The organism is Azospirillum brasilense, from assembly GCF_005222205.1.
Classification (GTDB): domain Bacteria; phylum Pseudomonadota; class Alphaproteobacteria; order Azospirillales; family Azospirillaceae; genus Azospirillum; species Azospirillum brasilense_G.
Window position 1 is genome coordinate 1,012,854 of record NZ_CP032345.1, and the last position, 24,566, is coordinate 1,037,419.

Annotated in this window: 21 protein-coding genes; 13 read left to right on the plus strand and 8 right to left on the minus strand. The window is 69.2% G+C overall.

All coding sequences use genetic code 11. From position 1 onward, the window contains the following. Positions 1-42 precede the first annotated feature (42 nt). Both D3869_RS04965 and D3869_RS04970 read left to right on the plus strand, forming a co-directional pair. A complete protein-coding gene (locus D3869_RS04965) occupies positions 43-1,110 on the plus strand; it encodes an SPFH domain-containing protein (RefSeq protein ID WP_137139165.1) in 1,068 nt (355 codons plus the stop codon). A 31-nt stretch (positions 1,111-1,141) separates the two neighbouring features. After that, the gene (locus D3869_RS04970) at positions 1,142-1,570 is read left to right on the plus strand and encodes an NfeD family protein (RefSeq protein WP_137139166.1); all 429 of its coding nucleotides are present in this window, start codon (positions 1,142-1,144) and stop codon (positions 1,568-1,570) included. Between the two features lie 363 nt (positions 1,571-1,933). On the opposite strand, the gene D3869_RS04975 is transcribed toward D3869_RS04970, so the two are convergent. Continuing rightward, complete coding sequence (locus tag D3869_RS04975) at positions 1,934-2,350, minus strand: HRDC domain-containing protein (RefSeq protein ID WP_137139167.1); 417 nt, start codon at positions 2,348-2,350, stop codon at positions 1,934-1,936. A gap of 203 nt (positions 2,351-2,553) precedes the next feature. Here D3869_RS04975 and D3869_RS04980 point away from each other — a divergent pair, with 203 nt between their 5' ends. The 4 genes from D3869_RS04980 (at position 2,554) to D3869_RS04995 (ending at position 5,656) form a co-directional block, all read left to right on the plus strand. Further along, positions 2,554-3,540 (plus strand): hypothetical protein, encoded by a 987-nt coding sequence (locus D3869_RS04980; protein ID WP_137139168.1) that lies wholly within the window; start codon positions 2,554-2,556, stop codon positions 3,538-3,540. Positions 3,541-3,703: 163 nt separating this feature from the next. Continuing rightward, entirely contained in the window at positions 3,704-4,021 is a 318-nt protein-coding gene (locus D3869_RS04985) for an STAS domain-containing protein (RefSeq protein ID WP_236778167.1), read from the plus strand. Positions 4,022-4,040: 19 nt separating this feature from the next. Continuing rightward, positions 4,041-5,303: a PP2C family protein-serine/threonine phosphatase gene (locus D3869_RS04990; protein WP_137139169.1), complete on the plus strand. Its 1,263-nt coding sequence runs from the start codon at positions 4,041-4,043 to the stop codon at positions 5,301-5,303. A gap of 140 nt (positions 5,304-5,443) precedes the next feature. Next, positions 5,444-5,656: a hypothetical protein gene (locus D3869_RS04995; protein WP_137139170.1), complete on the plus strand. Its 213-nt coding sequence runs from the start codon at positions 5,444-5,446 to the stop codon at positions 5,654-5,656. A 58-nt stretch (positions 5,657-5,714) separates the two neighbouring features. Here D3869_RS04995 and D3869_RS05000 read toward each other — a convergent pair whose 3' ends face one another. After that, on the minus strand, positions 5,715-6,185 hold the full coding sequence (locus D3869_RS05000) for a ferritin-like domain-containing protein (RefSeq protein ID WP_137103410.1): 471 nt from the start codon (positions 6,183-6,185) through the stop codon (positions 5,715-5,717). 619 nt (positions 6,186-6,804) lie between these two features. Here D3869_RS05000 and D3869_RS05005 point away from each other — a divergent pair. The 5 genes from D3869_RS05005 to D3869_RS05025 all read left to right on the plus strand — a co-directional run bounded on the left by D3869_RS05005 (position 6,805) and on the right by D3869_RS05025 (position 14,351). Next, positions 6,805-8,571 carry an ABC transporter permease gene (locus tag D3869_RS05005; RefSeq protein ID WP_137139171.1) on the plus strand — a complete coding sequence of 589 codons (1,767 nt, stop codon included), beginning with the start codon at positions 6,805-6,807 and terminating at the stop codon, positions 8,569-8,571. A 13-nt stretch (positions 8,572-8,584) separates the two neighbouring features. Next, on the plus strand, positions 8,585-9,901 hold the full coding sequence (locus tag D3869_RS05010; protein ID WP_137139172.1) for an ABC transporter ATP-binding protein: 1,317 nt from the start codon (positions 8,585-8,587) through the stop codon (positions 9,899-9,901). Between the two features lie 88 nt (positions 9,902-9,989). Then, complete coding sequence (hrpB, locus tag D3869_RS05015; protein WP_137139173.1) at positions 9,990-12,530, plus strand: ATP-dependent helicase HrpB; 2,541 nt, start codon at positions 9,990-9,992, stop codon at positions 12,528-12,530. A gap of 17 nt (positions 12,531-12,547) precedes the next feature. Beyond that, positions 12,548-13,075 carry a DNA-binding protein gene (locus D3869_RS05020; RefSeq protein ID WP_137139174.1) on the plus strand — a complete coding sequence of 176 codons (528 nt, stop codon included), beginning with the start codon at positions 12,548-12,550 and terminating at the stop codon, positions 13,073-13,075. Between the two features lie 43 nt (positions 13,076-13,118). After that, positions 13,119-14,351: an adenylate/guanylate cyclase domain-containing protein gene (locus tag D3869_RS05025; protein ID WP_137139175.1), complete on the plus strand. Its 1,233-nt coding sequence runs from the start codon at positions 13,119-13,121 to the stop codon at positions 14,349-14,351. A gap of 228 nt (positions 14,352-14,579) precedes the next feature. Here the strand turns inward: D3869_RS05025 and D3869_RS05030 are convergent, their stop codons facing one another. The 3 genes from D3869_RS05030 to D3869_RS05040 all read right to left on the minus strand — a co-directional run bounded on the left by D3869_RS05030 (position 14,580) and on the right by D3869_RS05040 (position 19,586). After that, positions 14,580-16,136, minus strand: coding sequence for a SpoVR family protein (locus D3869_RS05030; RefSeq protein WP_137139176.1), 1,557 nt, complete (start codon positions 16,134-16,136; stop codon positions 14,580-14,582). Between the two features lie 160 nt (positions 16,137-16,296). After that, positions 16,297-17,589, minus strand: coding sequence for a YeaH/YhbH family protein (locus tag D3869_RS05035; RefSeq protein WP_109068664.1), 1,293 nt, complete (start codon positions 17,587-17,589; stop codon positions 16,297-16,299). Positions 17,590-17,639: 50 nt separating this feature from the next. Further along, positions 17,640-19,586: a PrkA family serine protein kinase gene (locus D3869_RS05040; protein ID WP_109068665.1), complete on the minus strand. Its 1,947-nt coding sequence runs from the start codon at positions 19,584-19,586 to the stop codon at positions 17,640-17,642. 553 nt (positions 19,587-20,139) lie between these two features. On the opposite strand from D3869_RS05040, the gene D3869_RS05045 reads away from it, so the two are divergent. After that, positions 20,140-20,370 (plus strand): hypothetical protein, encoded by a 231-nt coding sequence (locus tag D3869_RS05045; RefSeq protein ID WP_137139177.1) that lies wholly within the window; start codon positions 20,140-20,142, stop codon positions 20,368-20,370. A gap of 34 nt (positions 20,371-20,404) precedes the next feature. On the opposite strand, the gene D3869_RS05050 is transcribed toward D3869_RS05045, so the two are convergent. Next, complete coding sequence (locus tag D3869_RS05050; RefSeq protein WP_137139178.1) at positions 20,405-20,794, minus strand: response regulator; 390 nt, start codon at positions 20,792-20,794, stop codon at positions 20,405-20,407. 146 nt (positions 20,795-20,940) lie between these two features. On the opposite strand from D3869_RS05050, the gene D3869_RS05055 reads away from it, so the two are divergent. Beyond that, positions 20,941-21,789 (plus strand): DUF4743 domain-containing protein, encoded by an 849-nt coding sequence (locus D3869_RS05055; RefSeq protein WP_137139179.1) that lies wholly within the window; start codon positions 20,941-20,943, stop codon positions 21,787-21,789. 133 nt (positions 21,790-21,922) lie between these two features. Here the strand turns inward: D3869_RS05055 and D3869_RS05060 are convergent, their stop codons facing one another. Both D3869_RS05060 and gluQRS read right to left on the minus strand, forming a co-directional pair. Then, a complete protein-coding gene (locus D3869_RS05060; protein ID WP_137139180.1) occupies positions 21,923-23,482 on the minus strand; it encodes an ATP-binding protein in 1,560 nt (519 codons plus the stop codon). Between the two features lie 168 nt (positions 23,483-23,650). Next, complete coding sequence (gene gluQRS, locus D3869_RS05065) at positions 23,651-24,502, minus strand: tRNA glutamyl-Q(34) synthetase GluQRS (protein WP_137139181.1); 852 nt, start codon at positions 24,500-24,502, stop codon at positions 23,651-23,653. Between the last annotated feature and the right edge of the window lie 64 nt (positions 24,503-24,566).

Here is a 24,566-nt window from a genome sequence, read left to right on the forward strand (position 1 = left end):
GCGGCCCCGCCGTGGCATGGTCGGGGGAGAGGAAACGACCGGATGGGAGGTGGGGTGATGGTGGTCAGCGGCTTGACGCTCTTCGTCATCGCGCTTCTGATCTTCGCGCTGGCGCTGGTGCTGCTCGGCGTGCGGACCGTGCCGCAGGGCCAGGAATGGACGGTGGAGCGGTTCGGGCGCTACACCCGCACGCTCCAGCCCGGCCTGCACCTGCTGCTGCCGCTGGTCGACCGCATCGGCCGCAAGCAGAGCATGATGGAGACGGTGCTCGACGTGCCCTCGCAAGAGGTCATCACCCGCGACAACGCCATGGTCACGGCGGACGGCGTCGTCTTCTTCCAGGTGATCGACGCCGCCAAGGCCTCCTACGAGGTCAACAACCTGGAACTGGCGATCCTCAACCTGACCATGACCAACACCCGCACGGTCATGGGCTCGATGGACCTCGACGAACTGCTGTCCCAGCGCGACCAGATCAACGCCCGCCTGCTCGGCGTGGTGGACGAGGCGACCAGCCCCTGGGGCGTCAAGGTGACGCGCATCGAGATCCGCGACATCCAGCCGCCGCGCGATCTCGTGGACAGCATGGCCCGCCAGATGAAGGCGGAACGCGACCGCCGCGCCTCCATCCTCGAAGCGGAGGGGCAGCGCCAAGCGGCGATCCTGCGGGCGGAGGGCGCCAAGCAGGCTGCCATCCTCCAGGCCGAGGGCCGGCGCGAGGCCGCCTTCCGCGACGCCGAGGCCCGCGAGCGCTCCGCCCAGGCCGAGGCCGAGGCGACCCGGCTGGTCTCCGACGCCATCGCCGGGGGCAGCGCCCAGGCCATCAACTACTTCGTCGCCCAGCGCTATGTCGATGCCCTGACCGCGGTGGCCGCCGCCCCGAACCAGAAGGTTCTATTCATGCCGCTGGAGGCCGCCAACGTGATCGGCGCCATCGGCGGCATCGCGGAGATCGCCCGCGAGGCCTTCCCGAACCGGCCCCCGAACCAACCGGCGTCCCCCGGAGCGGCGGCCGTTCCGCCGCAGGCGCCGCGCGGCCCCTGGAATCGCGACGAACGGAATCGGGACGAGCCGAAGAGGAGCGATGCGCCGGTGCCGCCGGAGTCGTAGGATTGGGCGAATTTCCGAAGGCGGACCCGCGATGATCGAGTTCTGGCACTGGTGGGTTCTGGCCGTGCTGCTGGGCGCGCTGGAGACGGTGGCGCCGGGCGCGGCCTTTCTCTGGCTGGGCGGAGCCGCCGCGCTGGTCGGCGTCGTTCTTCTGGTCTGGCCGTCCCTGCCGTGGGAGCATCAGGGGCTGCTGTTCGCCCTGCTCGCCATCGCCGCGCTGGTGGGAACCCGCTTGCTGTCCCGCGGGTCAGCGCATACGACGCACACGCCGCATCTGAACCGCCGGACGGCGCAGTACATCGGGACGCTGCACACGCTGGACCGCCCCATCGTCAACGGGCGGGGGCGGGCGCAGATCGGCGACGGGCTTTGGACCGTCGAGGGACCCGACCTCCCCGCCGGCACCCGCGTCCGCGTCGTCGGGGCCGAGGGCACCCTGTTGAAGGTGGAGAAGGCTTAGGCGCCAGCCGAAGCGGCGCATCGGGGCTTCGGCGAGATCATGCCGGATCTCTTCGGCGTGGCGCCCCAGCCGCTGCGCCAGGGCGTTCATGCTGCCGTCGCCGGTGGCCGCCGCGCGTTCCGCCGCCTGACGGCTGAAGGCTTCCAGTTCCCGCGCCATGGCGCGGTAATCGGGAGCGCCGCCTCTCGATCCGGATGTCCCGTCCATGGCCCCCGCCATGCTGCATTGCCGCAAACTACACCGGTATGCTGGCACAGCGGGAAGGCGTCTGGAATCGGGCTTACGGCGGGTCCGGCTTCTCTTTCGGCACAGCGGAACCGGTCCTTAGGTCTCTCCGCCTATGCTTTTCCGCAGAGTGGTCCGTCAGTCGATCAGCTCGTCCAGGGTCGCCCGCACGACCTGCACGATCTCCCCGCCGTAATGGCTGACGTCGAGGTCGCGGGCACCGACGATGATGGACAGCTCGCGCTCCGTCGTGGGGGCGAAGCGGGCGATTTCCGGCACCAGCTCGTCCGGCAGGACGGCGTCGCGCGACAGCCCTTCACCGACCGCCTTGCGGTCCCGCCAACCGTTGAGGGCGGCGTTGATCGCGGCTTCGATCTGGAGGGATTCCTCCTTGCGCTTCAGATCCTTGTAAAGGACGAGAACACGCCAGCCGCCGTCGGCGTAGGCGGTGTCGATGCGCTGCACCTCGACCGTGCGCAGGAAAGAGGACAGTTGCCCCTGCGCCTCGTCCGCGCTCGCGTCGGGGATCGTGAAGGTGCGGATTTCGGTGGTCATCCTGTTCCTCGATGCGTGCCTCGCCGTTCGCGCAAGATTACACGAAAGTGCCTGTATCCGGCTACTCCGGCACGACCCGGACGAATGCGCCCTTCGTCATAGGAAAACACCGCGGAGCGCGGGACCCTGCTCCCTCCCGAAGCGTTTGAGTCATCGGACAACCGCGCATCGCCGGGCGCGCCGCTGGGAGGAGCAGAGGGACCATGACCGGGCCAGTCGAACCGCGAAAGCACCACGAGAAGCGGACCGGACGGCAAGCGAAGCCGCGGCGGCTGTGGCTCACGCTGCTGGCGGTGATCCCCGCCCTGTTCGCGGCCGGGACGGCGGGGGCCTTCTGGACCGGCTACAGCCTGCACGACCGGCCCTTCGCCTGGTACAACAGCAACCGCATCGCCGCGACGGCGGAGCGGGCGGCGCGGGACCTGTCGCCGACCGTGGTGGTGGCGCTCGGCGATTCGGCGCTGCGCCACGCCACCCTGGACGAGACGGGCATGGCCGCGCTGGCGGCAAAGCACGGTGTGGAGAGCCTGCATTTCCTGCGCATCGTCCACGACCACGCCCGCATCGAGGACTTCGAGCCGCTGCTGGGCGACGTGCTGAAGCTGAAGCCGGCGCTGGTCCTTCTCGACGTCGACCTGCTGTTCGCGGAGCGCGGCGACGTCGCCGGCCTGCGCCGCTACGGCTCGCACCTGACCGAGGTGGCGATGCTCGGCCGCTCCTACCTGCCCGACCAGAGCGCCCTGCAATACGCCAAGCCGTGCCACGCCGTCGGTCCGCAGGGCTGGACCGCCACCGCCGCCGACCGTTGGGTTGAGACCCGCGACGCCGCCGTCCGCATGAACGACGACTCACCCGCCTTCGAGCGGGTGCGCCGCTTCGCCGATCAGGCGCGCGCCGCCGGGGTCGGGATCGCCCTGCTGCTTCCGCCCCGCCCGGCGGCGGTGGAGGAGCGCCTGTACGGCGCCGGCAACGGCTACCGGCCGGCGGCGCTCGACCGGCTGCGCGGGCAGGCCGACCTGCCGCTGTGGCGTTTCCCCGACTCGGCGCTTCCCAAGCCGGCCAAGGCGTCGGCTTTTTGCCGCAACGGCCTGCTCGGGCCGGAGGGTCGCGATGCCTATTCGGCATGGCTGGCCGGCGGAATCGCCGAACGGCTGTCGCATCCACGGGTGGAGGAGGCCGCGCTGCAATAAAAGTCGGCCCATCCGTGTCGGATGACCCGGTGCCGACACGGCAGCGTCATCAAAGTGCAATTCCCGGCGCCCTAGAATGCGCCCGCATCCCCGTCGGGCCTACCGCCCATCAGCACGCACCGGCGCAGGGATGCGCCTCTCTTCGGCCACGGGTGAACCACAGATGAGCGCCGCCATGGATTTCTCCGTCCGCGAGGCCCCGGCCAGCACCGAGATCGTGCTGAGCGGGCGCATGACCTTTGCCGACCACGACACCTTCCGCGACGTCATCGCCACCTTCGAGCGTCCGGCGGGGCACCGGGTGGTCTTCGACCTGTCGCGGCTGGACTTCGTCGATTCCTCCGGCCTCGGCATGTTCATCATCGCCCGCGACACCGCGCAGCGGCGCAACCTGGATTTCGCGATTCGCGGCGCCCGCGACGAGGTGCGGCGCCTGATCACGATCGCCAAGTTCCACACCATGTTCAACATCGCCGACTGACGCGGCGGGAACGGACGCGATGGGCCACGCCCGCGCCATGATGGTGCCGCCCGGCACGGACGACGCCGCCGCCCCGCCGCGCGCCCCTCGCAATGGCGCCGGCGCGTCGGTCTACGGGATGGAACTGGGCATCCCGCTCGGCGGCTGCCGGGTGCTGATCGCCGACGACAGCGCCTTCAACCGCCGGACGCTGACCCGCTTCCTGCAATGGGCCGGCATCACCCAGGTCGCCTTCGCCTCATCCGCGGAGGAGGTCATGGAGCGCTTGGAGAGCTTTGCCCCCGATCTGCTGCTGCTCGATGCCGCCATGCCGCGGATGGACGGCATCGGAGTCTGCCGCAGCCTGCGCGGCGACCCGCGCTGGCGCGACCTGCCGATCCTGATGCAGAGCGCGGTCCACTCCGACCAGATGAGGACGGTCTGCTTCAGCGCCGGGGCGACCGACCTGATCGCCAAGCCGATCAACCCCGGCGAATGCATCGCCCGCGTGCGCTACCATCTGGAGCGCCGCTCGATGGTGCAGGAGCTGCGCGCCTTCCACGAGCGGGTGGAGCGCGACCTGCGGCAGGCCCGCGCCATGCAGCTCGCCCTGGTCCCGGAGCCGGCGGAGCTGGCCGCCCTCGCCGAGCGGAACGGGCTGACCGTGGAGTCGGTCTTCCGCGCGTCGGACGAGATCGGCGGCGATTTCTGGACGGCCTTCGAATTCGACGGGAGCCGCGTCGGGGTCTTCGCCGCCGACCTGTCGGGCCACGGCATTGCCGCGGCGATCAACGCCTTCCGCCTTCACACGCTGCTGACCCGCACCCCGCCGGAGGAGCTGCGCGACCCCGCCCGCCTGCTGCGCCAATTGAACCTGCGGCTGTGCGAGATCCTGCCGCTGGGGCAGTTCGCCACCGCCTTCTACGGGGTGATCGACCGCGCCGACGACACGCTGCTCTACGCCGCCGCCGCCGCGCCCAGTCCCCTCCTGGCGACCAACTTCGGCTTCCAGCCGCTGGACGCCTCCGGCCCGCTCCTCGGCGCCTTCACGGATTCGGCCTACACGAACCGCCAAGTGCCGCTGCGGCGCGGCGACGCCCTGTTCCTCTATTCCGACGGGCTGAGCGAAGCCCGGGACGCCGACGGCGCCATGCTGGGCGAGGACGGGCTTCTCCGTCTGGCCGAGCGCGCGGTGGCGGAGACCCCCGACCGCCCCCTGCCTGCCCTGATGGCCCGCCACGCCGCGATCCATGGTGAACGGCTGACCGACGACGTGACCGCGCTCTGGATCACCCGCCGCTGACGCGCAGACTTATCCCTCTCCCGAAGCGGGAGAGGGGGCTCACGTGCCGGGCGTCGACAATTTATCCATTGGCCCCATACCCTTATTCGAGTTATGGATATTGCTGCGTCGGGCGACGTGTAACAGGAGACGGAACGGATATGGCTTCGATCATGATCAAGAAGGCCGGCGAGGGCCTGATTTCCCAGGCTCACCGCAACGCCGACGTTGGCCCGACCAGCGGCAGCTCGGTCGTGTACGAGATTCTCAACGTGCCGGCGGGCGTGTCGGTGGACGACGTCATCGCCGCCTTCAAGACCTTCAAGCCGGCGGACAAGAAGTACGAGTACGAGTACGCCGACCTGTCCAAGTAAGGCGCTCGTTCGCCCTTCCCGCGGTTCCCGCAAGGGCGGAAACCGCGGGAAACGGCCTTTACCCCTTCTTGGGGAAGCGCTCGATCCAGCGCTCCAGCTCCGCCACATGCTCCGCTTCTTCGGAGGCGAATTCCTCGGCCATCATGCGGACCTCCGGGTCCGTGGTGGAGGCCGCCACGTCGGCGTAGAAGGCGTGCCCGCGCTTTTCGCTGTCGAGCGCCAGTTCCAGCGCGTAATCCACCGTCATCAGATAGTGCGAGCCTTCCATGGAGGCCGCTTCCGGGCTCTCGTCGTCCGGCCACTGGAAGTCCTCCGGGGCGAGCGCCGGCACGTCGCGGAAGGCGGAGCGCTTGCGGGCGTCCGCCAGATGCAGGCGCGAAAACTCGGCCATCTTGGCGAAAAAGGCCGCGACGTCCGCGTTGCCGTAGGTCTTCATGGCCTCCGACAGGTCGGCGAAACGGTTGGCGGCGTCCTCCTCCAGCGCGCAGGCGTGGGCGAGGAACAGGGCGGGGTCGTGAATGTTGGCCATGGGGTCCCGAGATCGTTAAGTCACAAACGGTTTGTGGTTATTTGAACCATAACGCCTTGTTGCGAAAGGTTCTCGGATCGCTGGCCGGTTGCGGGCTTCTGCGACACTTTGACACGCCCTCGACGATCTGCATCCGGAGGCGCAGCCCTCGCTCCGACGGCACAGGGCGGGCAACATGAAACCTCTGCAATGATCGCCAAGAAACGCCGCCGTGCGCTTGACCGGCTTCAATTCCAGGAATAGATCAGCACCAACGTCACCGCATGATTGGCGGGCGTCCGGACGCGCGGTCCGGTCCCGCGCCGAGAAAGCAAGAGATGGACAGCCACAGGCGTCGACCCCGACCAATCTTCGGTACTCTGCCGATCCTGGGCTGACCTTTCCGCAGGTTCGCCACGGCCGGCCACGATGCCGACAGCCGCACAGGTGAACCATGGTGACGTCTTCCATCACCATTCCGATGCCGCTCTGCGCGCCCTCGCCGCCGCCAGCGCCAAGCTGACCGCCCTCCCCCATCCTTGACGCCCACCCGACGCCGCACGGCGTCGGGTGCCTGCACACGCCGATTGCGCATGCCGAAGGCGGCCGGTCTCCGATCCGGCCGCAGGATGGAGGGGCCATGGTCTGGACCCAGACAAGCGTTTCCGTGAAGACGGCCGCCGCCACGCCCAACCGCTGGGACCTCGTGGCCCTGCCGCTGGTCGTCGGCCTGCTCGCCCTGGCCGCCGTCGGCGGTCACCAGATGGCCGCACCGCTGGCGAGCCTCGACGCGCCTGCCGTCTCGCTCGACCCCTGGAACCTGCCGGACTACGCACTGCGCTCGACGCTGCGCATGCTGGCGGCGATAGCGGCCTCGCTGCTGTTCACCTTCACCTACGCCACGCTGGCGGCCAAGAGCCGGCGGGCCGGCATGGTGCTGATCCCGGTTCTGGACGTGCTCCAGTCGGTGCCGGTGCTCGGCTACATCTCCTTCACCGTGGTCTTCTTCCTGTCGCTGTTCCCCGGCAGCGTGCTGGGCGCCGAATGCGCGGCGATCTTCGCCATCTTCACCAGCCAGGCCTGGAACATGACCTTCAGCGTCTACCAGTCGCTGCGCTCGGTGCCGCGCGACCTGGACGAGGCGGCGACCAGCTTCCGCTTCTCCGGCTGGCAGCGCTTCTGGCGGCTGGAGGCGCCCTTCGCCATGCCGGGGCTGGTGTGGAACATGATGATGTCGATGTCCGGCGGCTGGTTCTTCGTCGTCGCGTCGGAGGCGATCACCGTCGGCGACCGCACCGTCACGCTGCCCGGCATCGGTTCCTATCTGGCCGAGGCCATCGCGCAGAAGGATCTCGGCGCCGTCGGCTGGGCGGTGCTGGCGATGCTGGCGGTCATCCTGCTCTACGACCAGTTCCTGTTCCGCCCGCTGGTCGCCTGGGCCGACAAGTTCCGCTTCGAGCAGACCGGGGCGCAGGAGGCACCGGAGTCCTGGGTGCTTCGGCTGTTCCAGCGCACCCGCGTCTGCCGCGCGCTGCTGGCGCCGGTCGAGGCCCTGCTCGGCCGGGTGGCGTGGCTGCGCCTGTCACCCCTTTCCTCTCTCGCCGCCGCCCTGCCCGCGGCCCTGCGGCGCCGGGTCGCCGGTCCGCCCTCCCCCGCGCTTGAGCGCACGCTCGACCGGGCGTGGTACGCGGTCGTCGCGGCGGCGGCGCTCGCCCTGGGCTGGACCCTGGTGAGCGTCATCGCCGGCGGGGCCGGCTGGGGCGACGTCGGGACCGCGCTGCTGCTCGGGGCGGCAACGCTGCTGCGCGTCATGGTGCTGATCGCCATCGCCTCGCTCGTCTGGGTGCCGCTCGGCGTGCTGATCGGGCTGCGCCCGCGCCTCGCCGAGGCGGTCCAGCCGCTGGCGCAGTTCCTGGCGGCCTTCCCGGCCAACCTGCTGTTCCCGGTCGCCGTGGTCACCATCCTGCGCTTCGACCTGAACCCGGATGTCTGGCTCAGCCCGCTGATGATCCTGGGCACGCAGTGGTACATCCTGTTCAACGTCGTCGCCGGGACCGCCGCCTTCCCCAGCGACCTCAAGGAGGCGGCGTCCAGCTTCCGCATCCGCGGCTGGCAGTGGTGGCGCGACGTGATGCTGCCCGGCGTCTTCCCCTATTACCTGACCGGTGCGGTGACCGCGGCGGGTGGCTCGTGGAACGCCAGCATCGTTGCCGAGTCGGTGCGCTGGGGCGACGCTGAGGTCACCGCGCACGGGCTGGGCAGCTACATCGCCCAGGCGACCGCCGCGGGGGACTACCCGCGCATCGTGCTCGGCATCGCCGTGATGTCCCTGTTCGTCACCCTGCTCAACCGGCTGCTCTGGCGTCCGCTCTACGGCTACGCCGAACGCCGCCTGCGCCTTGCCTGACGGAGGCCGTACCATGACGCAGAACGCGCCCCTCTTCGAACTCCACGGCGTCCGGCAGGCCTACCGCAAGCCGTCCGGCCAGCAGTATGTCGTGCTCGACGGCGTGGACCTGACGCTGCGCGACGGCGAGATCGTCGGGCTGCTCGGCCGCTCCGGCTCGGGCAAGTCCACGCTGCTGCGCATCGTCGCCGGGCTGGCGCGGCCGACCTCGGGCCAAGTCCTGCACCACGGCGCGCCGGTGGCCGGACCGACGGACGGGGTGGCGATGGTGTTCCAGTCCTTCGCGCTGTTCCCCTGGCTGACCGTCGAGGAGAATGTACTGGCCGGGCTGAAGGCGCTGCGCGTCCCCCGCGACGAGGCGGCGGCGCGCGCCGAGGAGGCCATCGACCTGATCGGCCTGTCCGGCTTCGAGAGCGCCTACCCCAAGGAGCTGTCCGGCGGGATGCGCCAGCGCGTCGGCTTCGCCCGCGCGCTGGTCGTCCACCCGGAAATCCTGCTGATGGACGAGCCCTTCTCGGCGCTCGACGTGCTGACGGCGGAGACGCTGCGCACCGACCTGCTCGACCTGTGGATGGAGCGCAAGCTGCCGACCCGCTCGATCCTGATGGTCACCCACAACATCGAGGAGGCGGTGCTGATGTGCGACCGCATCCTCGTCTTCGCCTCCAACCCGGGCCGCGTCGCGGCGGAGATCCGGGTGGACATCCCGCACCCGCGCAACCGGCTGGCCCCGGACTTCCGCGATCTGGTCGACGACATCTATGGCCGGATGACCGCGCGCAAGCCGCTGACCGCCCCGGCGGCGGCACCGGGACCGGCAACCGGGCGGCCGCGGCCGGTCTATGCCGAGCCGCTCCAGCATGTCTCGACCAACCGGCTGTCCGGCCTGATGGAGACGCTGGCCGCCCCGCCCTACCACGGCAAGGCGGACCTGCCGCACCTCGCGGCGGCGCTGCGGCACGAGATCGACGACCTCTTCCCCATCGCCGAGACGCTCCAGATGCTGGGATTCGCCGAGGTGGCGGAGGGGGACATCCGGCTGACCGAGCCGGGCCGCCTGTTCGCCGAGGCCGGGATGGACGACCGCAAGGCGCTGTTCGCCGAGCATCTGGTCCATTTCGTGCCGCTCGCCGCGCACATCCACGCCGCCCTGGCGGAGCGCCCCGACCACCGCGTTCCCTACGCCCCGTTCGCCCGCGAGCTGGAGGCCTTCATGAGCGAGGACTACGCCGAGGAGACGCTGAACGCCGTGACCGGCTGGGCCCGCTACGCCGAGCTGTTCACCCACGACAGCGAGGCCGGGGTCTTCTGCCGAGAGGAGGCCGAATAGCCGCCAGGACCCGGCGGAAGGCTTGACCGGGGCGCCCGCCGCTGCCAGGAACACGGGCGGCGCCCTTCTCCACCATCTTGCAGTGTCCATGAGCATCCCGCCCCTTCCCATCGATCCCGTGCTTCCCGAGCTGCTGGCTGCGCTGGACGGGCGCGGCGTGGCGGTGCTCCAGGCGCCACCGGGGGCCGGCAAGACGACCCGCGTGCCGCTGGCCCTGCTCGACCGGCCCTGGCTGGCCGGGCGCAAGGTGATCGTGCTGGAACCGCGGCGGCTGGCCGCCCGCGCCGCCGCCCGCCGCATGGCCGCGATGCTGGGGGAGAGCGTCGGCGAGACGGTCGGCTACCGCGTGCGGCTGGACACGAAGGTCGGGCCGAAGACCCGGATCGAGGTGGTGACCGACGGCCTGTTCCTGCGCCAGCTCCAGGAGGACCCCGAACTGCCGGCGGTCGGCGCCGTGCTGTTCGACGAGTTCCACGAGCGCGGCATCGACAGCGATCTGGCGCTGGCCCTGGTGCAGGAGGCGCGCGGCGCGCTGCGCGACGACCTGCGGCTGGTGGTGATGTCGGCGACGCTGGACGGTGGCCCCGTCGCCGCCCTGCTCGGCGACGCCCCGATGGTGACCAGCGAGGGCCGCGCCTTCCCGGTGGAGACCCGCCACCTCGACGCCCCCGCTACCGGAACCCGCGTCGAGGACGCCGTGGCCGCCGCGGTCCGCCGCGCCCTGCGCGAGGAGAGCGGCAACGCGCTGGTCTTCCTGCCCGGCGCCGGGGAGATCCGGCGGGTGCAGAGCCTTCTGGAGTCGGCGGACCTCGGCCCCGGCACGGTGATCGCCCCGCTCTACGGCGACCTGACGGCGGACGCGCAGGACCGGGCCATCGCCCCCAGCCCGCCGGGCACGCGCAAGATCGTGCTCGCCACCCCCATCGCCGAGACCAGCTTGACCATCGAGGGCATCCGCATCGTCGTGGACGGCGGGCTGATGCGCGTCCCCCGCTTCGACCCGCGCAGCGGCATGACGCGGCTGGTCACCGCCAAGGTCTCCCAGGCGTCGGCGGAGCAGCGGCGGGGCCGCGCCGGCCGGCTGGAGCCCGGCGTCTGCTACCGCCTGTGGCCGGAGCCGTCGCACAAGGCGCTGGCCCCCTTCACCCCGCCGGAGATCATGGACGCCGACCTCGCCCCGCTGGCGCTGGAGCTGGCGGTGTGGGGCGTGTCCGACCCGGCGTCGCTGGCGTGGCTCGACCCGCCACCCGCCGCCGCCATGGCCCAGGCGCGGGAGTTGCTGCGCGAGTTAGGGGCGCTGGACGCCGACGGCGGCATCACCGCCCACGGCCGCCGCATGGCCGGCTTCGGCGTGCATCCCCGGCTGGCCCACATGATGCTGAAGGGCAAGGCGATGGGGCTGGGCGCGCTGGCCTGCGAGGTCGCCGCCCTGCTCGGCGAGCGCGACATCGTCCGCGCCCAGCCCGGCTTCCGCGACGCCGACCTGCGGCTGCGCGTGGAGCTGCTGCGCGGACTGGACGATGACGGCCGGGTGCGCGGCGCCGGGCGCGGCCTGACGGTGGAGCGCGGCGGCGCCCAGCAGGCGCTGAAGCAGGCCCGGAACTGGAAGCGCCAGTTGGGCGTGAAGGGCAATGGTGGCGACCTGGGCGCCACCGGCCTGCTGGTCGCCCTCGCCTATCCCGACCGCATCGGCCAGCGCCGTCCCGGCGGCAGTGCGGGCGGTGCCGCCGCGCAATACCGGCTGTCCAACGGGCGCGGCGCCTATTTCCAGGACGCCGAGCCGCTGAGCGCCGAGGACTGGCTCGCCGTCGCCGACCTGGACGGGGCGGCCCGCGAATCGCGCATCTTCCTCGCCGCCCCGCTCACCCTGGCCGAGCTGGAGGAGGCCTTCGCCGAGCACATCCGCAGCGGGACCGTGGTCGCCTGGGACGGGCGGGAGCAGACGGTGCTGGCCCGCCGCCGCCGCATGCTGTTCGCCCTGGCGCTGGAGGACAAGCGCCTGCCCAACCCGCCCGCCGAGGCCATCGCCGCCGCCATGCTGGAGGGCATCCGGGAGATGGGGCTGACCGCCCTGCCCTGGACCGACGAGCTGCGCAAGTGGCAGACGCGCGTCCTGTTCCTGCGCCGCATGGAGGGGGAGGAATGGCCGGACGTCTCCGACGCCGCCCTGCTGGAGACGATGGAGGAGTGGCTGGCGCCCTTCCTGAACGGCGCCTCGCGCCGCGCCCATCTCGACCGGGTGGAGCTGGGCAACGCGCTGCGCGGGCTGCTGCCCTGGGCGATGCAGCAGCGGCTGGACAAGGAGGCGCCGACCCATGTCGAGGTGCCCAGCGGCTCCCGCATCCCCATCGACTACAGCGGGGACGAGCCGGTGCTGGCCGTCCGGCTGCAGGAGATGTTCGGGCTGGCCGAGACGCCGCGCATCGCCGGCGGCCGGGTGCCGCTGCTGCTGCACCTGCTGTCCCCGGCCCGCCGCCCGGTGCAGGTGACGCGCGACCTCGCCAGCTTCTGGGCCAACGCCTACAAGGCGGTGAAGGCCGACCTCAAGGGGCAGTATCCCAAGCATTATTGGCCCGACAACCCGCTGGAGGCCGAACCCACGGCGCGGGCGAAACCACGCGGACGGTAACGGAAAGGCGGAAGGACATGGCGATCATCGGGGTGATGGGGTCGGGGCAGGAGGAATGGGCGGACTACGCCGAGCCGCTCGGCGCGTGGATTGCCGCGGCCGGGCACGACCTGCTGACCGGCGGGGGCGGCGGGGTGATGCGGTCCGCCGCAAGGGCCTTCCACGGCACGCCGGGGCGCCGGGGACGCTCCATCGGCATCCTGCCGTCCGAGCCCGACCCGATCCGCGGCCATGCGCCCCTGCCCGGCTACCCCAACCCCTACATCGACCTGCCCATCCTGACGCCCTTCGCGCGCAAGCCGGCCGGCGCGCCGCCGACGGAGCTGAGCCGCAACCACGTCAACATCCTGACCAGCGACGTGATCGTCGTCCTGCCGGGCCGCCACGGGACGCTGGACGAGGTCCGGCTCGCCCTGCGCTTCGGAAAGCCGATGATCGGTTTCGGACCGGAGCTTGACTTTCGGGCCATGCCCGCCGAATTGCGGACAACCGGCGACTTCGGAACGGTCACGGCCTTCATTGCGGACGCCCTGTCCCGCCGCTGACCCTCCGTTCCCGGAAAACGCGACCTGTGGCAGGATGGCGGGCATGGATGCGCAAGGGATTCTCGACCTCAGCCGCTGGATCGCGGAGGCCGGGCTGCGGGGGGTGCCGGAGACGGACCTCATCGGCGGCTTCTGCGAGCGGCTGGTCGCGGCGGGCGTGCCGCTGACCCGGACGGTGGTCGGGGCGGACACGCTGCACCCGACCATCGCCGGCCATGTGGTCACCTGGGACAGCAGCGGGCGCAACGCCGCCGAGGTGCGCCGGACCGAGTATGGCGGCGACGGCAGCGATCCCGACATTGACGAGAAGTGGCTGCGCAGCCCCTTCCACCGGCTCTACACCTCCGGCGAGACGATGCTGCGCCTGCGGCTGACCGACGGCACGGAGGGCGGCGAGTTCCCGATCGTCGACGAGCTGCGGGCGCAGGGCGCCACCGACTACATGGCCATCGTCAACCGGCTCGGCCCGCGCGCCGCCATCGGGGAGCTGGACTGCATCTTCTCCTCCTGGGTGTCGCACCATCCCGACGGCTTCAGCGACGCCCAGCGCGACGCCCTGCTCACCCTGACCGGCAGCCTGGCGCTGGCGCTGCGCGGCCACGCCATGGCGCACATCGCCAACACGCTGGCCGAGACCTATCTCGGGCGGGACGCCGGCCACCGGGTGCTGCGCGGCCACATCCGCCGCGGCGTCGCGGAGGAGCTGGACGCCGTTCTGTGGTTCAGCGACCTCCAGGGCTTCACCCGCATCACCGACACGGCGGCCCCGGAAACCATCCTGCCGCTGCTGAACGACTACGCGGAGTTGGTGGTGACGGCCATCCACCGGCACCACGGGCAGGTGCTGAAGTTCATCGGCGACGGCATCCTGGCCGTCTTCGACCGCTCCAGCGCCGAGGACGCCTGCCGCGCCGCCCTCGACGCGGCGGAAGAGGCGCGGGAGCGCTGCAAGGAACTGAACGCCCGCCGCTCCGCCGCCGGGCTGCCGGTGACGCGTTTCTATCTCGGGCTGCATCAGGGAAAGGTGTTCTACGGCAACATCGGCGGGGTGGACCGGCTGGACTTCACCGTGGTCGGCCCGGCGGTGAACGAGGCCAGCCGCATCGCCGCCATGTGCCGGTCGCTCGACCAGGACATCCTGCTGTCCTCCGCCTTCACCGAATCCGCTCCGGAATGCCGGGAGCGGCTGATCTCGGTCGGGCGCTACCTGCTGCGCGGGGTGGGGCGCCCGCAGGAGCTGTACACGCTGGACCCGGAGGTGACGCCCCCACCCTAAAGCGAACTTCCGTTCGCTTTAGACTCACATCGCCTCACTTGCCGGCGGGCTTCGGCCGCATGTGCGGCCGGGGCCGCCGTCGCGGTCCAAAGCGGATTGCCATCCGCTTTAACCCTCCCCCGCTCTCGCAGGGGAGGGGACTGCCGCCGCATCGCTAAAATCTCCCTCCCCTGCGGTAGCCGGGGGAGGGCCGGGGTGGGGGCAAACACGCAGCCCCACCCTGCCCCATTACCCCCCGATTCCGCTGGGCGCGGTGACCGCGTGCTCCTTCAGGATGGCGTCGGACAGGGCCGACACCTCGACGAGCTGAACCTCGTAGCCCCACAGGTTCGCGATGTGGCGCAGCACGGCCTTGGCGTCGCTCTCGTCCAGCAGCACGCCGTTGGTCACGCGGTGGTGCAGGATCAGCTTGCGGTCGCCGGCCAGATCGACGTCGACGATCTGGATGTCCGGCTCCAGGAAGCCGAGGTCGTACTGCCGCGCCAGCAGCTTGCGGATGCCGCGGTAGCCGCGCTCGTTGTGGATGTTCTCGACCAGCAGATAGGGATCTTCCGCGTCGTCGCGCACGCTGAACATCTTGAACTTCCGCATCAGGTGCGGGCTGAGATACTGGAGGACGAAGCTCTCGTCGCGGAAGTTGGCCCAGGCGTCGCGCAGCGCGCCCATGCCGTCGCCCCGCCCGGCGAGGTCGGGGAACCAGTAGCGGTCCTCGTCCGTCGGGGTCTCGGCGATGCGCTGGATGTCCTGCATCATCGCGAAGCCCAGCGCGTAGGGGTTGATGCCCGAGAAGCGCTGGTCGTCGAACTCCGGCTGGAACACCACGGAGGTGTGCGAATGCAGGAATTCCAGCATCGCGCCTTCGCTGATCATCCCGCGCCGGTGCATCTCGTTCAGGATGGTGTAGTGGGTGTAGGTCGCACACCCCTCGTTCATCAGCTTGGTCTGCTTCTGCGGGTAGAAATACTGGGCCATGTGGCGAACGATGCGGAGGATCTCGCGCTGCCAGTGCTCCAGCCGCGGCGCCTTCTTCTCCAGGAAATAGAGCAGGTTCTCTTCGGGCAGGCCGAGCAGCTTCTTGCGCTCAGACACCGACTTGGACGGGCGGTTGCCGCCGACGGCGACCTTCGGCACGGTGCGCCACAGGTCGTTGAAGGTCTGCTCCTGGTACTCCTGCCGCTCCCGCTCGCGCTTCTGCTCCAGCCGCAGGTCGAGGCTGCGCTTCTTCGGGTACTTGTGCACGCCCTGGTTCATCAGCGCGTGGGCGGCGTCGAGCACCCGCTCCACCGCGTGGTGGCCATAGCGGTCCTCGCACTGGGCGATGTAGGATTTGGCGAATTCCAGATAGTCGAGGATGCCCTCGGCGTCCGTCCACTGCTGGAAGAGCTGGTTGTTCTTGAAGAAATGGTTGTGGCCGAAGGCGGCGTGGGCGATCACCAGCGTCTGCATCGTCATGGTGTTCTCTTCCATGATGTAGCTGATGCAGGGGCTGGAGTTGATGACGATCTCGTAGGCAAGGCCGCGGTAGCCCTTGCGGTAGAGCATCTCGTCACGGGCGAAATGCTTGCCGAAGGACCAGTGCTTGTACATCAGCGGCATGCCGATGGACGAATAGGCGTCGAGCATCTGCTCGGCGGTGATGACCTCGATCTGGTTGGGATAGACGCTGAGGCCCATGTCCTTCAGGGCGATGTCCTCGATGGCGTCGTAGACGCGCTTGATCTTGTCGTAATCCCAGTCCGCCCCGTCGTAGAGCAGGCTGTCGGGCTTGTCGATCACAGCGGTCATGCCTCACATCCTCTCAGTACTCTGCGGGGTGTTGGCCCCGATTCTTGGTGCGGCGTCGCGGTGGCGGGCATTGCCCCCTCCCTGACCCTCCCCCGCTTCGCTGGGGAGGGAACCGGCCCCCTCCCCTGCGCCAGCGGGGGAGGGTTGGGGGCAAGGACGCCTACGCCCCCGCCTTCTCGCGGGCGAACAGGTCGCGGAAGACCGGGAAGATCTCCCGGCGGGAACGGACGCGGCGCATGGCGATCGGCAGATCCGGCCCCTGGACCGTCTTGTAGGTCCGCCACAGCTCCGTCTCGCGGCCCAGCGCCGACAGGCCCATGTTGTGCTCCGCCGCCACCTCGATGTAGGCGAAGTACTGGCACAGCGGCAGGATGCCGTCGCGCAGCAGGCCCGCCGACCGCGCGTTGTCCGACGACATGTTGTCGCCGTCCGACGCCTGGGCGGCGTAGATGTTCCACTCGTTCTCCGGATAGCGCTCCTTGACGATGCGCTGCATCTCCTCCAGCGCCGTGGAGACCACGGTGCCGCCGGTCTCGGTGGAGTAGAAGAACGTGTCCTCGTCCACCTCCTTGGCCTCGTGGGTGTGGCGGATGAAGACGATGTCGACCGACCGGTAGCGCCGCTTCAGGAACAGATAGAGCAGCATGAAGAAGCGCTTGGCGAGGTCCTTCATGTGCTCGGTCATCGAGCCGGAAACGTCCATCAGGCAGAACATGACCGCCTGCGCGATGGGCTTCGGCACCGTCTCGAACCGGTTGTAGCGGACGTCGATCGGGTCGATGAAGGGGATGCGCTTGGAACGGAGATAGTGCCGCTCCAGCTGGTCGCGCATCTCCCGCAGCGTCTCGGGATCGTCGCCACGGTCCTCCGCCTCGCGCAGGAGCGCCTCCAGCTCCAGCATGTCCGCCGGCTTGGGGCGCTTCAGCGCGATGCGCCGGCTGAGGCTGTTGCGCATGGTGCGGACGAGGTTCAGGTTGGCCGGCGAGCCGGTCACCGAATAGCCCGCCCGCGTCAGCGAGTGGGATTCCGTCTGCTTGACCTTCTGCTTGACGAGGTCGGGAAGCTCCAGGTCCTCCAGGAAGATGTCCAGGAACTCCTCGCGGGACAGGACGAAGCGGAAATCATCGTCGCCCTCCCCGTCCGGACTGCCTTCGTTGCCGCCGCGGCCGCCGCCGCTCTCCGGCCGCGCGATGGTGTCTCCCTCCACATACTCCTTGTTGCCCGGCACGACGTAGTCGCGCACGCCGCCGGCGCCGGAGCGGTGGAAGGAGGGCTCCCGAACGCCGCCGGTCGAGATGGTCACCTTCTCACCGTTTTCGATGTCCTGGATGCCGCGTTTGCCGGAGGCATCCCGCACCGCCTTCACCACCTGCTCCTTGGCACGGCGCAGGAAACGCTGGCGGTTGGCCAGGCTCTTGCCTTGCGGATTCAGGCGACGGTCGATGATGTTCATCAAGGGGGAGCCCCTCCTACCCGTTCACGCTCGTGTGGCGAAGCGGGCCGTCAGCCGGCCTGCTTCACACGCATGTACCACTCGACCAACCGGCGGACCTGCCGCTCGGTGTAGCCGCGCGACATCATGCGCGACACGAACTCGTTGTGCTTCTTCTCGGTCTCGCCGTCCTTCTTGGACCCGAAGCTGATGACCGGAAGCAGATCCTCCACCTGGGAGAACATGCGTTTCTCGATCACCTCACGGATTTTCTCGTAGGACGTCCAGGAGGGGTTGCGCCCGGCGTTCGCCGCCCGCGCGCGCAGCGCGAACTTGACGACCTCGTTGCGGAAGTCCTTCGGGTTGGCGATCCCGGCGGGCTTCTCGATCTTGGTCAGCTCCTGGTTCAGAAGCTCGCGGTTCATCAGCTGACCGGTGTCCGGGTCCTTGAAGTCCTGGTCCTCGATCCACGCGTCGGCGTAATCCACATAGCGGTCGAACAGGTTCTGTCCATAGTCGCTGTAGGATTCCAGATACGCCTTCTGGATCTCGTTGCCGATGAACTCCGCGTAACGCGGCGCCATCTCGGCCTTGATGAACTCAATGTACTTCTTCTCGGTGTCGTCGGGGAACTGCTCCCGCTTGATCGACTGCTCCAGGATGTACATCAGGTGGACGGGATCGGCCGAGATCTCGTTGGAGTCGTAGTTGAAGGTCGCGGCCAGAACCTTGAAGGCGAAGCGGGTGGAGATGCCGTCCATGCCCTCGTCCACGCCCGCCTGGTCGCGGTATTCCTGCATGGACTTGGCCTTGGGGTCGGTCTCCTTCATGCTCTCGCCGTCATAGACGCGCATCTTGGAGTAGAGGCTGGAGTTCGGATGGTCGCGCATGCGCGACAGCACCGAGAACTTCGCCAGCATCTCCAGCGTCGACGGCGCGCAGGGCGCGGTCGCGAGGTCGGAGCCCTTGACCAGCTTGTCGTAGATCCGCTGCTCCTCCTGCACGCGCAGGCAGTAGGGGACCTTGATGACGCAGATGCGGTCGATGAAGGCTTCGTTGTTCTTGTTGTTCTTGAAGGACTGCCACTCCGCCTCGTTCGAGTGGGCGAGGATGATGCCCTGGAACGGGATGGCGCCGATGTTCTCCGAGCCGACGTAGTTGCCCTCCTGGGTCGCCGTCAGCAGCGGGTGGAGCATCTTGATCGGGGCCTTGAACATCTCGACGAATTCCAGCAGGCCCTGGCTGGCCCGGTTCAGGCCGCCGGAGAAGCTGTAGGCGTCGGGGTCGTTCTGGCTGTACATCTCCAGCTTGCGAATGTCGACCTTGCCGACCAGCGAGGAGATGTCCTGGTTGTTCTCGTCGCCCGGCTCCGTCTTGGTGACGCAGATCTGGCGCAGCTTGCTGGGATGCAGCTTGACGACGCGGAAGCGGGAGATGTCACCGCCGAACTCGTCCAGCCGCTTCACCGCCCACGGGCTCATCAGGCCGGTCAGCCGGCGGCGCGGGATGCCGTAGCGGTCCTCCAGCAGGTCGCCCATCTCGTCCGGGTTGAAGAGGCCGAGCGGGCTTTCGAAGACCGGGCTGACCTCCTTGCCGGCCTTCAGCACATAGACCGGGCATTTCTCCATCAGCGACTTCAGCCGCTCCGCCAGCGACGACTTGCCGCCGCCCACCGGGCCCAGCAGGTAGAGGATCTGCTTGCGCTCCTCCAGCCCCTGCGCGGCGTGGCGGAAGAAGCCGACGATCCGCTCGATCGTCTCCTCCATGCCGTAGAAGTCGGCGAAGGCCGGATAGATCTTGATCGTCCGGTTCATGAAGATTCGGCCAAGGCGCGGGTCCTTGGCGGTGTCGACGACTTCCGGTTCGCCGATGGCGGCGAGGATGCGCTCCGGAGCGGAGGCATACATCATCGGGTCGTCGCGGCATTCCTGGAGGTATTCCGTGAGGCTCATCTCGACCTCACGGCGCCCCTCGTAGGACTGTGTGTAGCGCGTGAACAGTTCGTCGGCCGGGAACATTCCGCTCTCCGTGTCTCTTAGTCCGATGCGTCGGGGCTGCCGCCGGGGGACCCGGGCGGCGGGGGCGGCACCTGCCGCAGGTGCGAACTCTGGGATGTCGCGGACACAACGGTCCCGCGGCACCCCCGCTCACCGTCGAAAGCCAGACCTTTTATCCAGTTGCCCTTCAAATGAAGCGCCCCCTTCGGAGTGCTAAACTCGAATGCTTCAAAACTGAATGTAATGCTCGACCTAGAGCTTTCCAGGAGGAAAGCCTTGATAGCCGGAAAAGACGGGCGTTCGGACACACCGGTCTTCAGTAATAGACCACGCGTCCGGGTTGTCCGGAAAAACCGGCGCGCAAGCACCGGCGGGAAGGACGGCAAAAGCGATGACGTTCGATGGGGTTGAAACTTCCAGCCGGCTTCCGGACCGCGGTCCGGATGCCGTTCGTCGGGGACTCGCTGGACTTCGCCGATCACCCATCGACCTCCAGTGCATCCTCGCGCCTTAACCCACTAAGGCGCTACGGTTAACGTTAAGTGTGCCGACTATTTCTTAACAACACACTTCCATGCCTGTGACCACCGCCGTGCCTCCGGATATTAACGCATGGGCGATCGGCGCGGTCCACACCTTCCAAAGAAGGATGGTGAGCCTCATCACAGCAGATCAACAAGGCGGAATTTGGGTGAGCCAACGACGGCGTTGCGGCGCACAAACCCCAGGGATTCCGGAAGGCGTCTGGAATCAAGCACTTGGCAGCGTTCTTGCAGTCCTGCCACAGGTCGGGGAAAAAGTGTGACCGGCAGGACCGCCCCCCCGGCCGCCGGGAGCCTTCAGCCGAGCTTGGCGCCCAGCGTTTCCTTGAGCGACGCCGGCGTGGCCGGCTTGAGGATGAAGGTGTCGGCGCCGAAGGCCGCGGCTTCCTCCACACGGCTCTGGTCAGCGCGGTTGGTCATGAAGATCACCGGCAGCGCGCGGTGGCGGGCGTCGGGGCTGGCCCGCAGCGCCTTCAGGAAGCCCAGCCCGTCCATCGGCTGCATCTCCACGTCGCAGACGACAAGATCGGGGCCATGCGCGCACACGGCGGCCAGCCCGGCCTCGCCGTCGGCGGCCTGATGGACGGAGCGGAAGCCCAGCGTGGCCAGCATCTTCGCCAGCACCATGCGGGTGAAGCTCTCGTCTTCGATCACCAGAACGGAAAAATCTCCGAACGCCGCCGGCATCGACCTGTCCCCCGAGTCCGATAGGCCGTGTGTGTACGCCGCAAGGACGTCCTTTGCAACCGGCTCGCAACGCCTCCAGCCGGCTGGGAATCGTCTCGCGGAAGAACGGTTGCGCGGCGGGGGGCGCTGGGGCTACACGGAGTCGCATGAGCTATCTCGACCACATCCGCGCGTGCAACGCGCACGACCTCTCCGGCTTCCGTCCGTTCGAGCTGGAGAGGCATCGTCTCGGCTGGGTCCGCCACGCGCTGGCCGAGCAGCTTCCCGGCGTCGATCCGGGCTTCGTCGTCACCGCCGACCGGGTGACGCTGGCCCCGGAGGTCCGCGATTTCGAGGCGCGGTCCACCGTGCTGGCGCACGCCGCCCAGTTCCTCGTCGAGACGGGGGCCGTGTCCGCCCTGCGCGGCGAGTTCTATCCGGTCATGCCGGCTTGGGGCGCGGAACCGCTGATGCGCATCGACCGCGCGGTGGTGGCGCAGTTCGGCACCCCCGCCTACGGGCTGCACGTCAACGGCTTCGTGCGCGGGCCGGACGGCGGCCTGTCGCTGTGGATCGGCCGGCGCGCCCGCGACCGCGAGGTGGCGCCGGGCAAGCTCGACAACATGATCGCCGGCGGCCAGCCCATCGGCCTGACGCTGGCGGAGAACCTCGTCAAGGAAGCGCAGGAGGAGGCGGGAATCGACGCCGCCCTGGCGTCCCGGGCCGTCCCCGTCGGTGCCGTCACCTACCGCATGGAGACGGAGGCCGGGCTGAAGCAGGACACGCTGTTCCTCTACGACCTGGAGCTCGACGCGGATTTCGTTCCGCAAAACACCGACGGCGAGGTCGAGCGGTTCGAGCTGTGGCCGCTGGACCGCGTCGCGGAGTCGGTGCGCACGACGAAGGACTGGAAGTTCAACGTGAGTCTCGTCGTCATCGACTTCATGGTCCGCCACGGCTGGCTGACGCCGGAGGAGCCGGACTATCTGGAGATCGTGACCGGCCTGCGGCGTTAAAGCGGATTGCAATCCGCTTTGGACCGCGACGGCGGTCCCGGTCGCACATGCGACCGGAGCCCGCCGGCGAATGAGGCGCTATGAGTCTAAAGCGAACGGAAGTTCGCTTTAGAGGCCGCCCGGAAGCCAGCGCTCATTCCGCCGCGGCGCGCGCCCTCGCCTCCTCCAGGTGTGAGGACAGCTCGGACAGGGTGACCGGCTTGTGCAGCACGGTGAAGCCGCTGCGCCGCGCCTCGCGGATGCGGTCGGGGCTGGTGTCGCCGGTCAGCAGGATCGCCGGGATGAGTTCACCGGCGAAGGCGTGGATGTCGCGGATGGCGTCCACCCCCGTCCGGCCGTAGCGCAGGCGGTAGTCGGCGATGATGACGTCGGGAAGCCGCTCCGCCCCGTCGAGCTGGCGCAGCGCCTCCTCCCCCGACGCGGCGGCCAGCACATCCCATCCCCACTGCTCCAGCACCAGCCGCAGGCTCTGCAGGATCAGCTCCTCGTCGTCGATGATCAGGGCCAGCGCGCCGGGCCGCTCCAGGGACGGCATGGCGCGCTCCGTCGCGTTGGGATTCCAGGAAGCGTGCAAGGGAACCTCCACCGTAAAGCATGTGCCCCGTCCCGGACGCGACCGCACGCGGACCGGCAGACCGAGCAGATGCGACAGCCGCTTCACCACCGCCAGCCCGAGGCCGAGGCCGCGGCTGCGGTCGCGTTCGGCGTTGCCGAGCTGGACGAACTCCTCGAAAATCTCATCAAGCTTGTCGGTGGGGATGCCGACTCCCGTGTCCGCCACCTCGATGCGCAGCATCATGCCCCGCCGCCGGCACGCCAGGAGCACGCCGCCCGACGCCGTGTAGCGCACCGCGTTGTCGAGCAGGTGGCGCAGCAGCCGTTCCAGCAACGCGGCGTCGCTGCGGACCTGCAGCCTGAGCGGGCGCACCCGCAGCCGCAGCCCCTTGGCTGCGGCCCGCGGACCGTAGTCGGCCGCCAGCCGCTCCATCATCTCGGTCACCGCGAAGGGCGCCATCTCGGGCGACACGATCCCCGAGTCGAGCCGGGCCACGTCCAGCAACGCGTCGAGCAGGCCGCGCATCGCCTCGACCGCCCGGTTCATCGTCTGGACCAGCGGCAACTGCGGATGATCGGCAAGCCGCTCCGCCAGCACCGCGCCGAACAGGGTCAGCGACTGGGCGGGCTGGCGCAGATCATGGCTGGCCGCGGCGAGGAAGCGCACCTTGGCCTGTCCGGCGCGCGCCACCTCGTCCCGAGCGGCGCGCAGGTGCTCCTCCTGTCCGCGCAGCTGCGCCTCCGCGGCCATCCGGCGGCCGGCGGCGGCGGCGGTCATGACGATGCCCGCGGCGTCGCTGCCGGACTCCGTCGGCAGCGGTGTCAAGGTGATGTCGAGCCAGGTCCCGTCACCCGTCAGGGTCAGTTCCTGGAGCTGCCCCCGGCCCGCCGCCGCCACCGCCTGGGCGAAGCGCTCCGCTGCGTCCTCCCGGCCCCCCCAGACAAAGGCGCCGGCCATGGGTTGTCCGATCAGGAGGTCCCGCCGGCACCCGATCGCGCGCAGCATCGCCGCGTTGAGATCGGCAATGCGCCCCTGTTGATCGAGCAGGGCGATCGCCACGCCGATCGTGTCGAAGACCCGCCGCAGTCCGGCGGGGTCGGCGGGACGGCTGTGGTCCTTCGCCTCCTCCTCTCGCATCGCTTGCCCCCTTTGGATTGCAAGCCGGCCGACCGTTTGACGCCAACCTTTGGTCTTTGCAAACACTCGGTCGCGATTCAAAAGATACGTGCAAGAGGAAGAAGATTCCAGGCGACTCGCCTCAAACGGATAGCTTTCCCGTCACTGTAATACACAGTTGGTGGTAGATCATAACTCTTCCGGAAAGCCGGCCAAGGCGCGCACCGTCGCCGCCGTCTGCCCGGATTCCCGGAGAGTTCGCAAGGTCTTGGCGTTGTCGCGCTTGGCGAGACGTTCGCCACGCTCGTTCACCAGCAATGGGTGATGGTCGTAGTCGGGAGCACCGACTCGAAGGAGACCCTGAAGCAGACAATGCACGTGAGTCGCGAAAAAGAGATCCTCGCCGCGGGTCACCAGGGTCACGCCCTGGAGGTGATCGTCCACGGTGACCGCCAGATGATAGCTCGTCGGGGCGTCCTTGCGCGCCAGCACGACGTCGCCAAGGATTCCCGGCATGGCGTCCTGCCAGCCGCGCCGCCGGTCGTGCCAGCGCAGCGGCCCGGTCATGGCCATGGCCTTCCCCACGTCCAGCCGCAGAGCGTAGGCTTCGCCCGCGGCGATGCGGTCCTGCCGCTCCAGGTCGGACAGGCCGCGGCAGGTGCCGGGATAGAGCGGACCGTCCGGCCCGTGCGGCGCGTGGCCGGCGCGGGCGATCTCGGCGGCGATGTCCTTGCGGGTGCAGAAGCAGGGGTAGACGACACCAAGATCGTCAAGCCGCCCCAGGGCGGCGCGGTGATCGTCCAGATGCTCCGACTGGCGGCGCACCGGCTCCTCCCAGGTCAGGCCCAGCCAGGCCAGATCCTCGCGCAGGTCGCGGTCGAACTCCGGACGGCAGCGCTGCGGGTCGATGTCCTCGATGCGCAGCAGGAAACGCCCCCCGGCCTTGCGGGCGGTGGTCCAGCCGAACAGAGCGGAATGGGCGTGCCCGAGATGGAGATGGCCGGTCGGGCTCGGCGCGAAGCGGGTGATGACGTCGGTCATCCCCGCCTTATACCCCAACAGCGCCCGGCCTGCATGTGGGACGGCCGGCGCTGCGGATGGGGGA

Excerpts from the sequence above, each read along its gene's own strand:
- D3869_RS05000 (WP_137103410.1), bottom strand. The coding sequence starts at position 6,185 with ATGGCCAACATTCACGACCCCGCCCTGTTCCTCGCCCACGCCTGCGCG.
- D3869_RS05055 (WP_137139179.1), top strand. The coding sequence starts at position 20,941 with ATGAGCTATCTCGACCACATCCGCGCGTGCAACGCGCACGACCTCTCC.
- D3869_RS05020 (WP_137139174.1), top strand. The coding sequence starts at position 12,548 with ATGGCGATCATCGGGGTGATGGGGTCGGGGCAGGAGGAATGGGCGGAC.
- D3869_RS05010 (WP_137139172.1), top strand. The coding sequence starts at position 8,585 with ATGACGCAGAACGCGCCCCTCTTCGAACTCCACGGCGTCCGGCAGGCC.
- D3869_RS05030 (WP_137139176.1), bottom strand. The coding sequence starts at position 16,136 with ATGACCGCTGTGATCGACAAGCCCGACAGCCTGCTCTACGACGGGGCG.
- D3869_RS05050 (WP_137139178.1), bottom strand. The coding sequence starts at position 20,794 with ATGCCGGCGGCGTTCGGAGATTTTTCCGTTCTGGTGATCGAAGACGAG.
- D3869_RS04995 (WP_137139170.1), top strand. The coding sequence starts at position 5,444 with ATGGCTTCGATCATGATCAAGAAGGCCGGCGAGGGCCTGATTTCCCAG.
- D3869_RS04980 (WP_137139168.1), top strand. The coding sequence starts at position 2,554 with ATGACCGGGCCAGTCGAACCGCGAAAGCACCACGAGAAGCGGACCGGA.
- gluQRS (WP_137139181.1), bottom strand. The coding sequence starts at position 24,502 with ATGACCGACGTCATCACCCGCTTCGCGCCGAGCCCGACCGGCCATCTC.
- D3869_RS05035 (WP_109068664.1), bottom strand. The coding sequence starts at position 17,589 with ATGAACATCATCGACCGTCGCCTGAATCCGCAAGGCAAGAGCCTGGCC.
- D3869_RS04965 (WP_137139165.1), top strand. The coding sequence starts at position 43 with ATGGGAGGTGGGGTGATGGTGGTCAGCGGCTTGACGCTCTTCGTCATC.
- D3869_RS04975 (WP_137139167.1), bottom strand. The coding sequence starts at position 2,350 with ATGACCACCGAAATCCGCACCTTCACGATCCCCGACGCGAGCGCGGAC.
- hrpB (WP_137139173.1), top strand. The coding sequence starts at position 9,990 with ATGAGCATCCCGCCCCTTCCCATCGATCCCGTGCTTCCCGAGCTGCTG.
- D3869_RS05040 (WP_109068665.1), bottom strand. The coding sequence starts at position 19,586 with ATGTTCCCGGCCGACGAACTGTTCACGCGCTACACACAGTCCTACGAG.
- D3869_RS04970 (WP_137139166.1), top strand. The coding sequence starts at position 1,142 with ATGATCGAGTTCTGGCACTGGTGGGTTCTGGCCGTGCTGCTGGGCGCG.
- D3869_RS04990 (WP_137139169.1), top strand. The coding sequence starts at position 4,041 with ATGGGCCACGCCCGCGCCATGATGGTGCCGCCCGGCACGGACGACGCC.
- D3869_RS04985 (WP_236778167.1), top strand. The coding sequence starts at position 3,704 with ATGAGCGCCGCCATGGATTTCTCCGTCCGCGAGGCCCCGGCCAGCACC.
- D3869_RS05025 (WP_137139175.1), top strand. The coding sequence starts at position 13,119 with ATGGATGCGCAAGGGATTCTCGACCTCAGCCGCTGGATCGCGGAGGCC.
- D3869_RS05060 (WP_137139180.1), bottom strand. The coding sequence starts at position 23,482 with ATGCGAGAGGAGGAGGCGAAGGACCACAGCCGTCCCGCCGACCCCGCC.
- D3869_RS05005 (WP_137139171.1), top strand. The coding sequence starts at position 6,805 with ATGGTCTGGACCCAGACAAGCGTTTCCGTGAAGACGGCCGCCGCCACG.
- D3869_RS05045 (WP_137139177.1), top strand. The coding sequence starts at position 20,140 with ATGCCTGTGACCACCGCCGTGCCTCCGGATATTAACGCATGGGCGATC.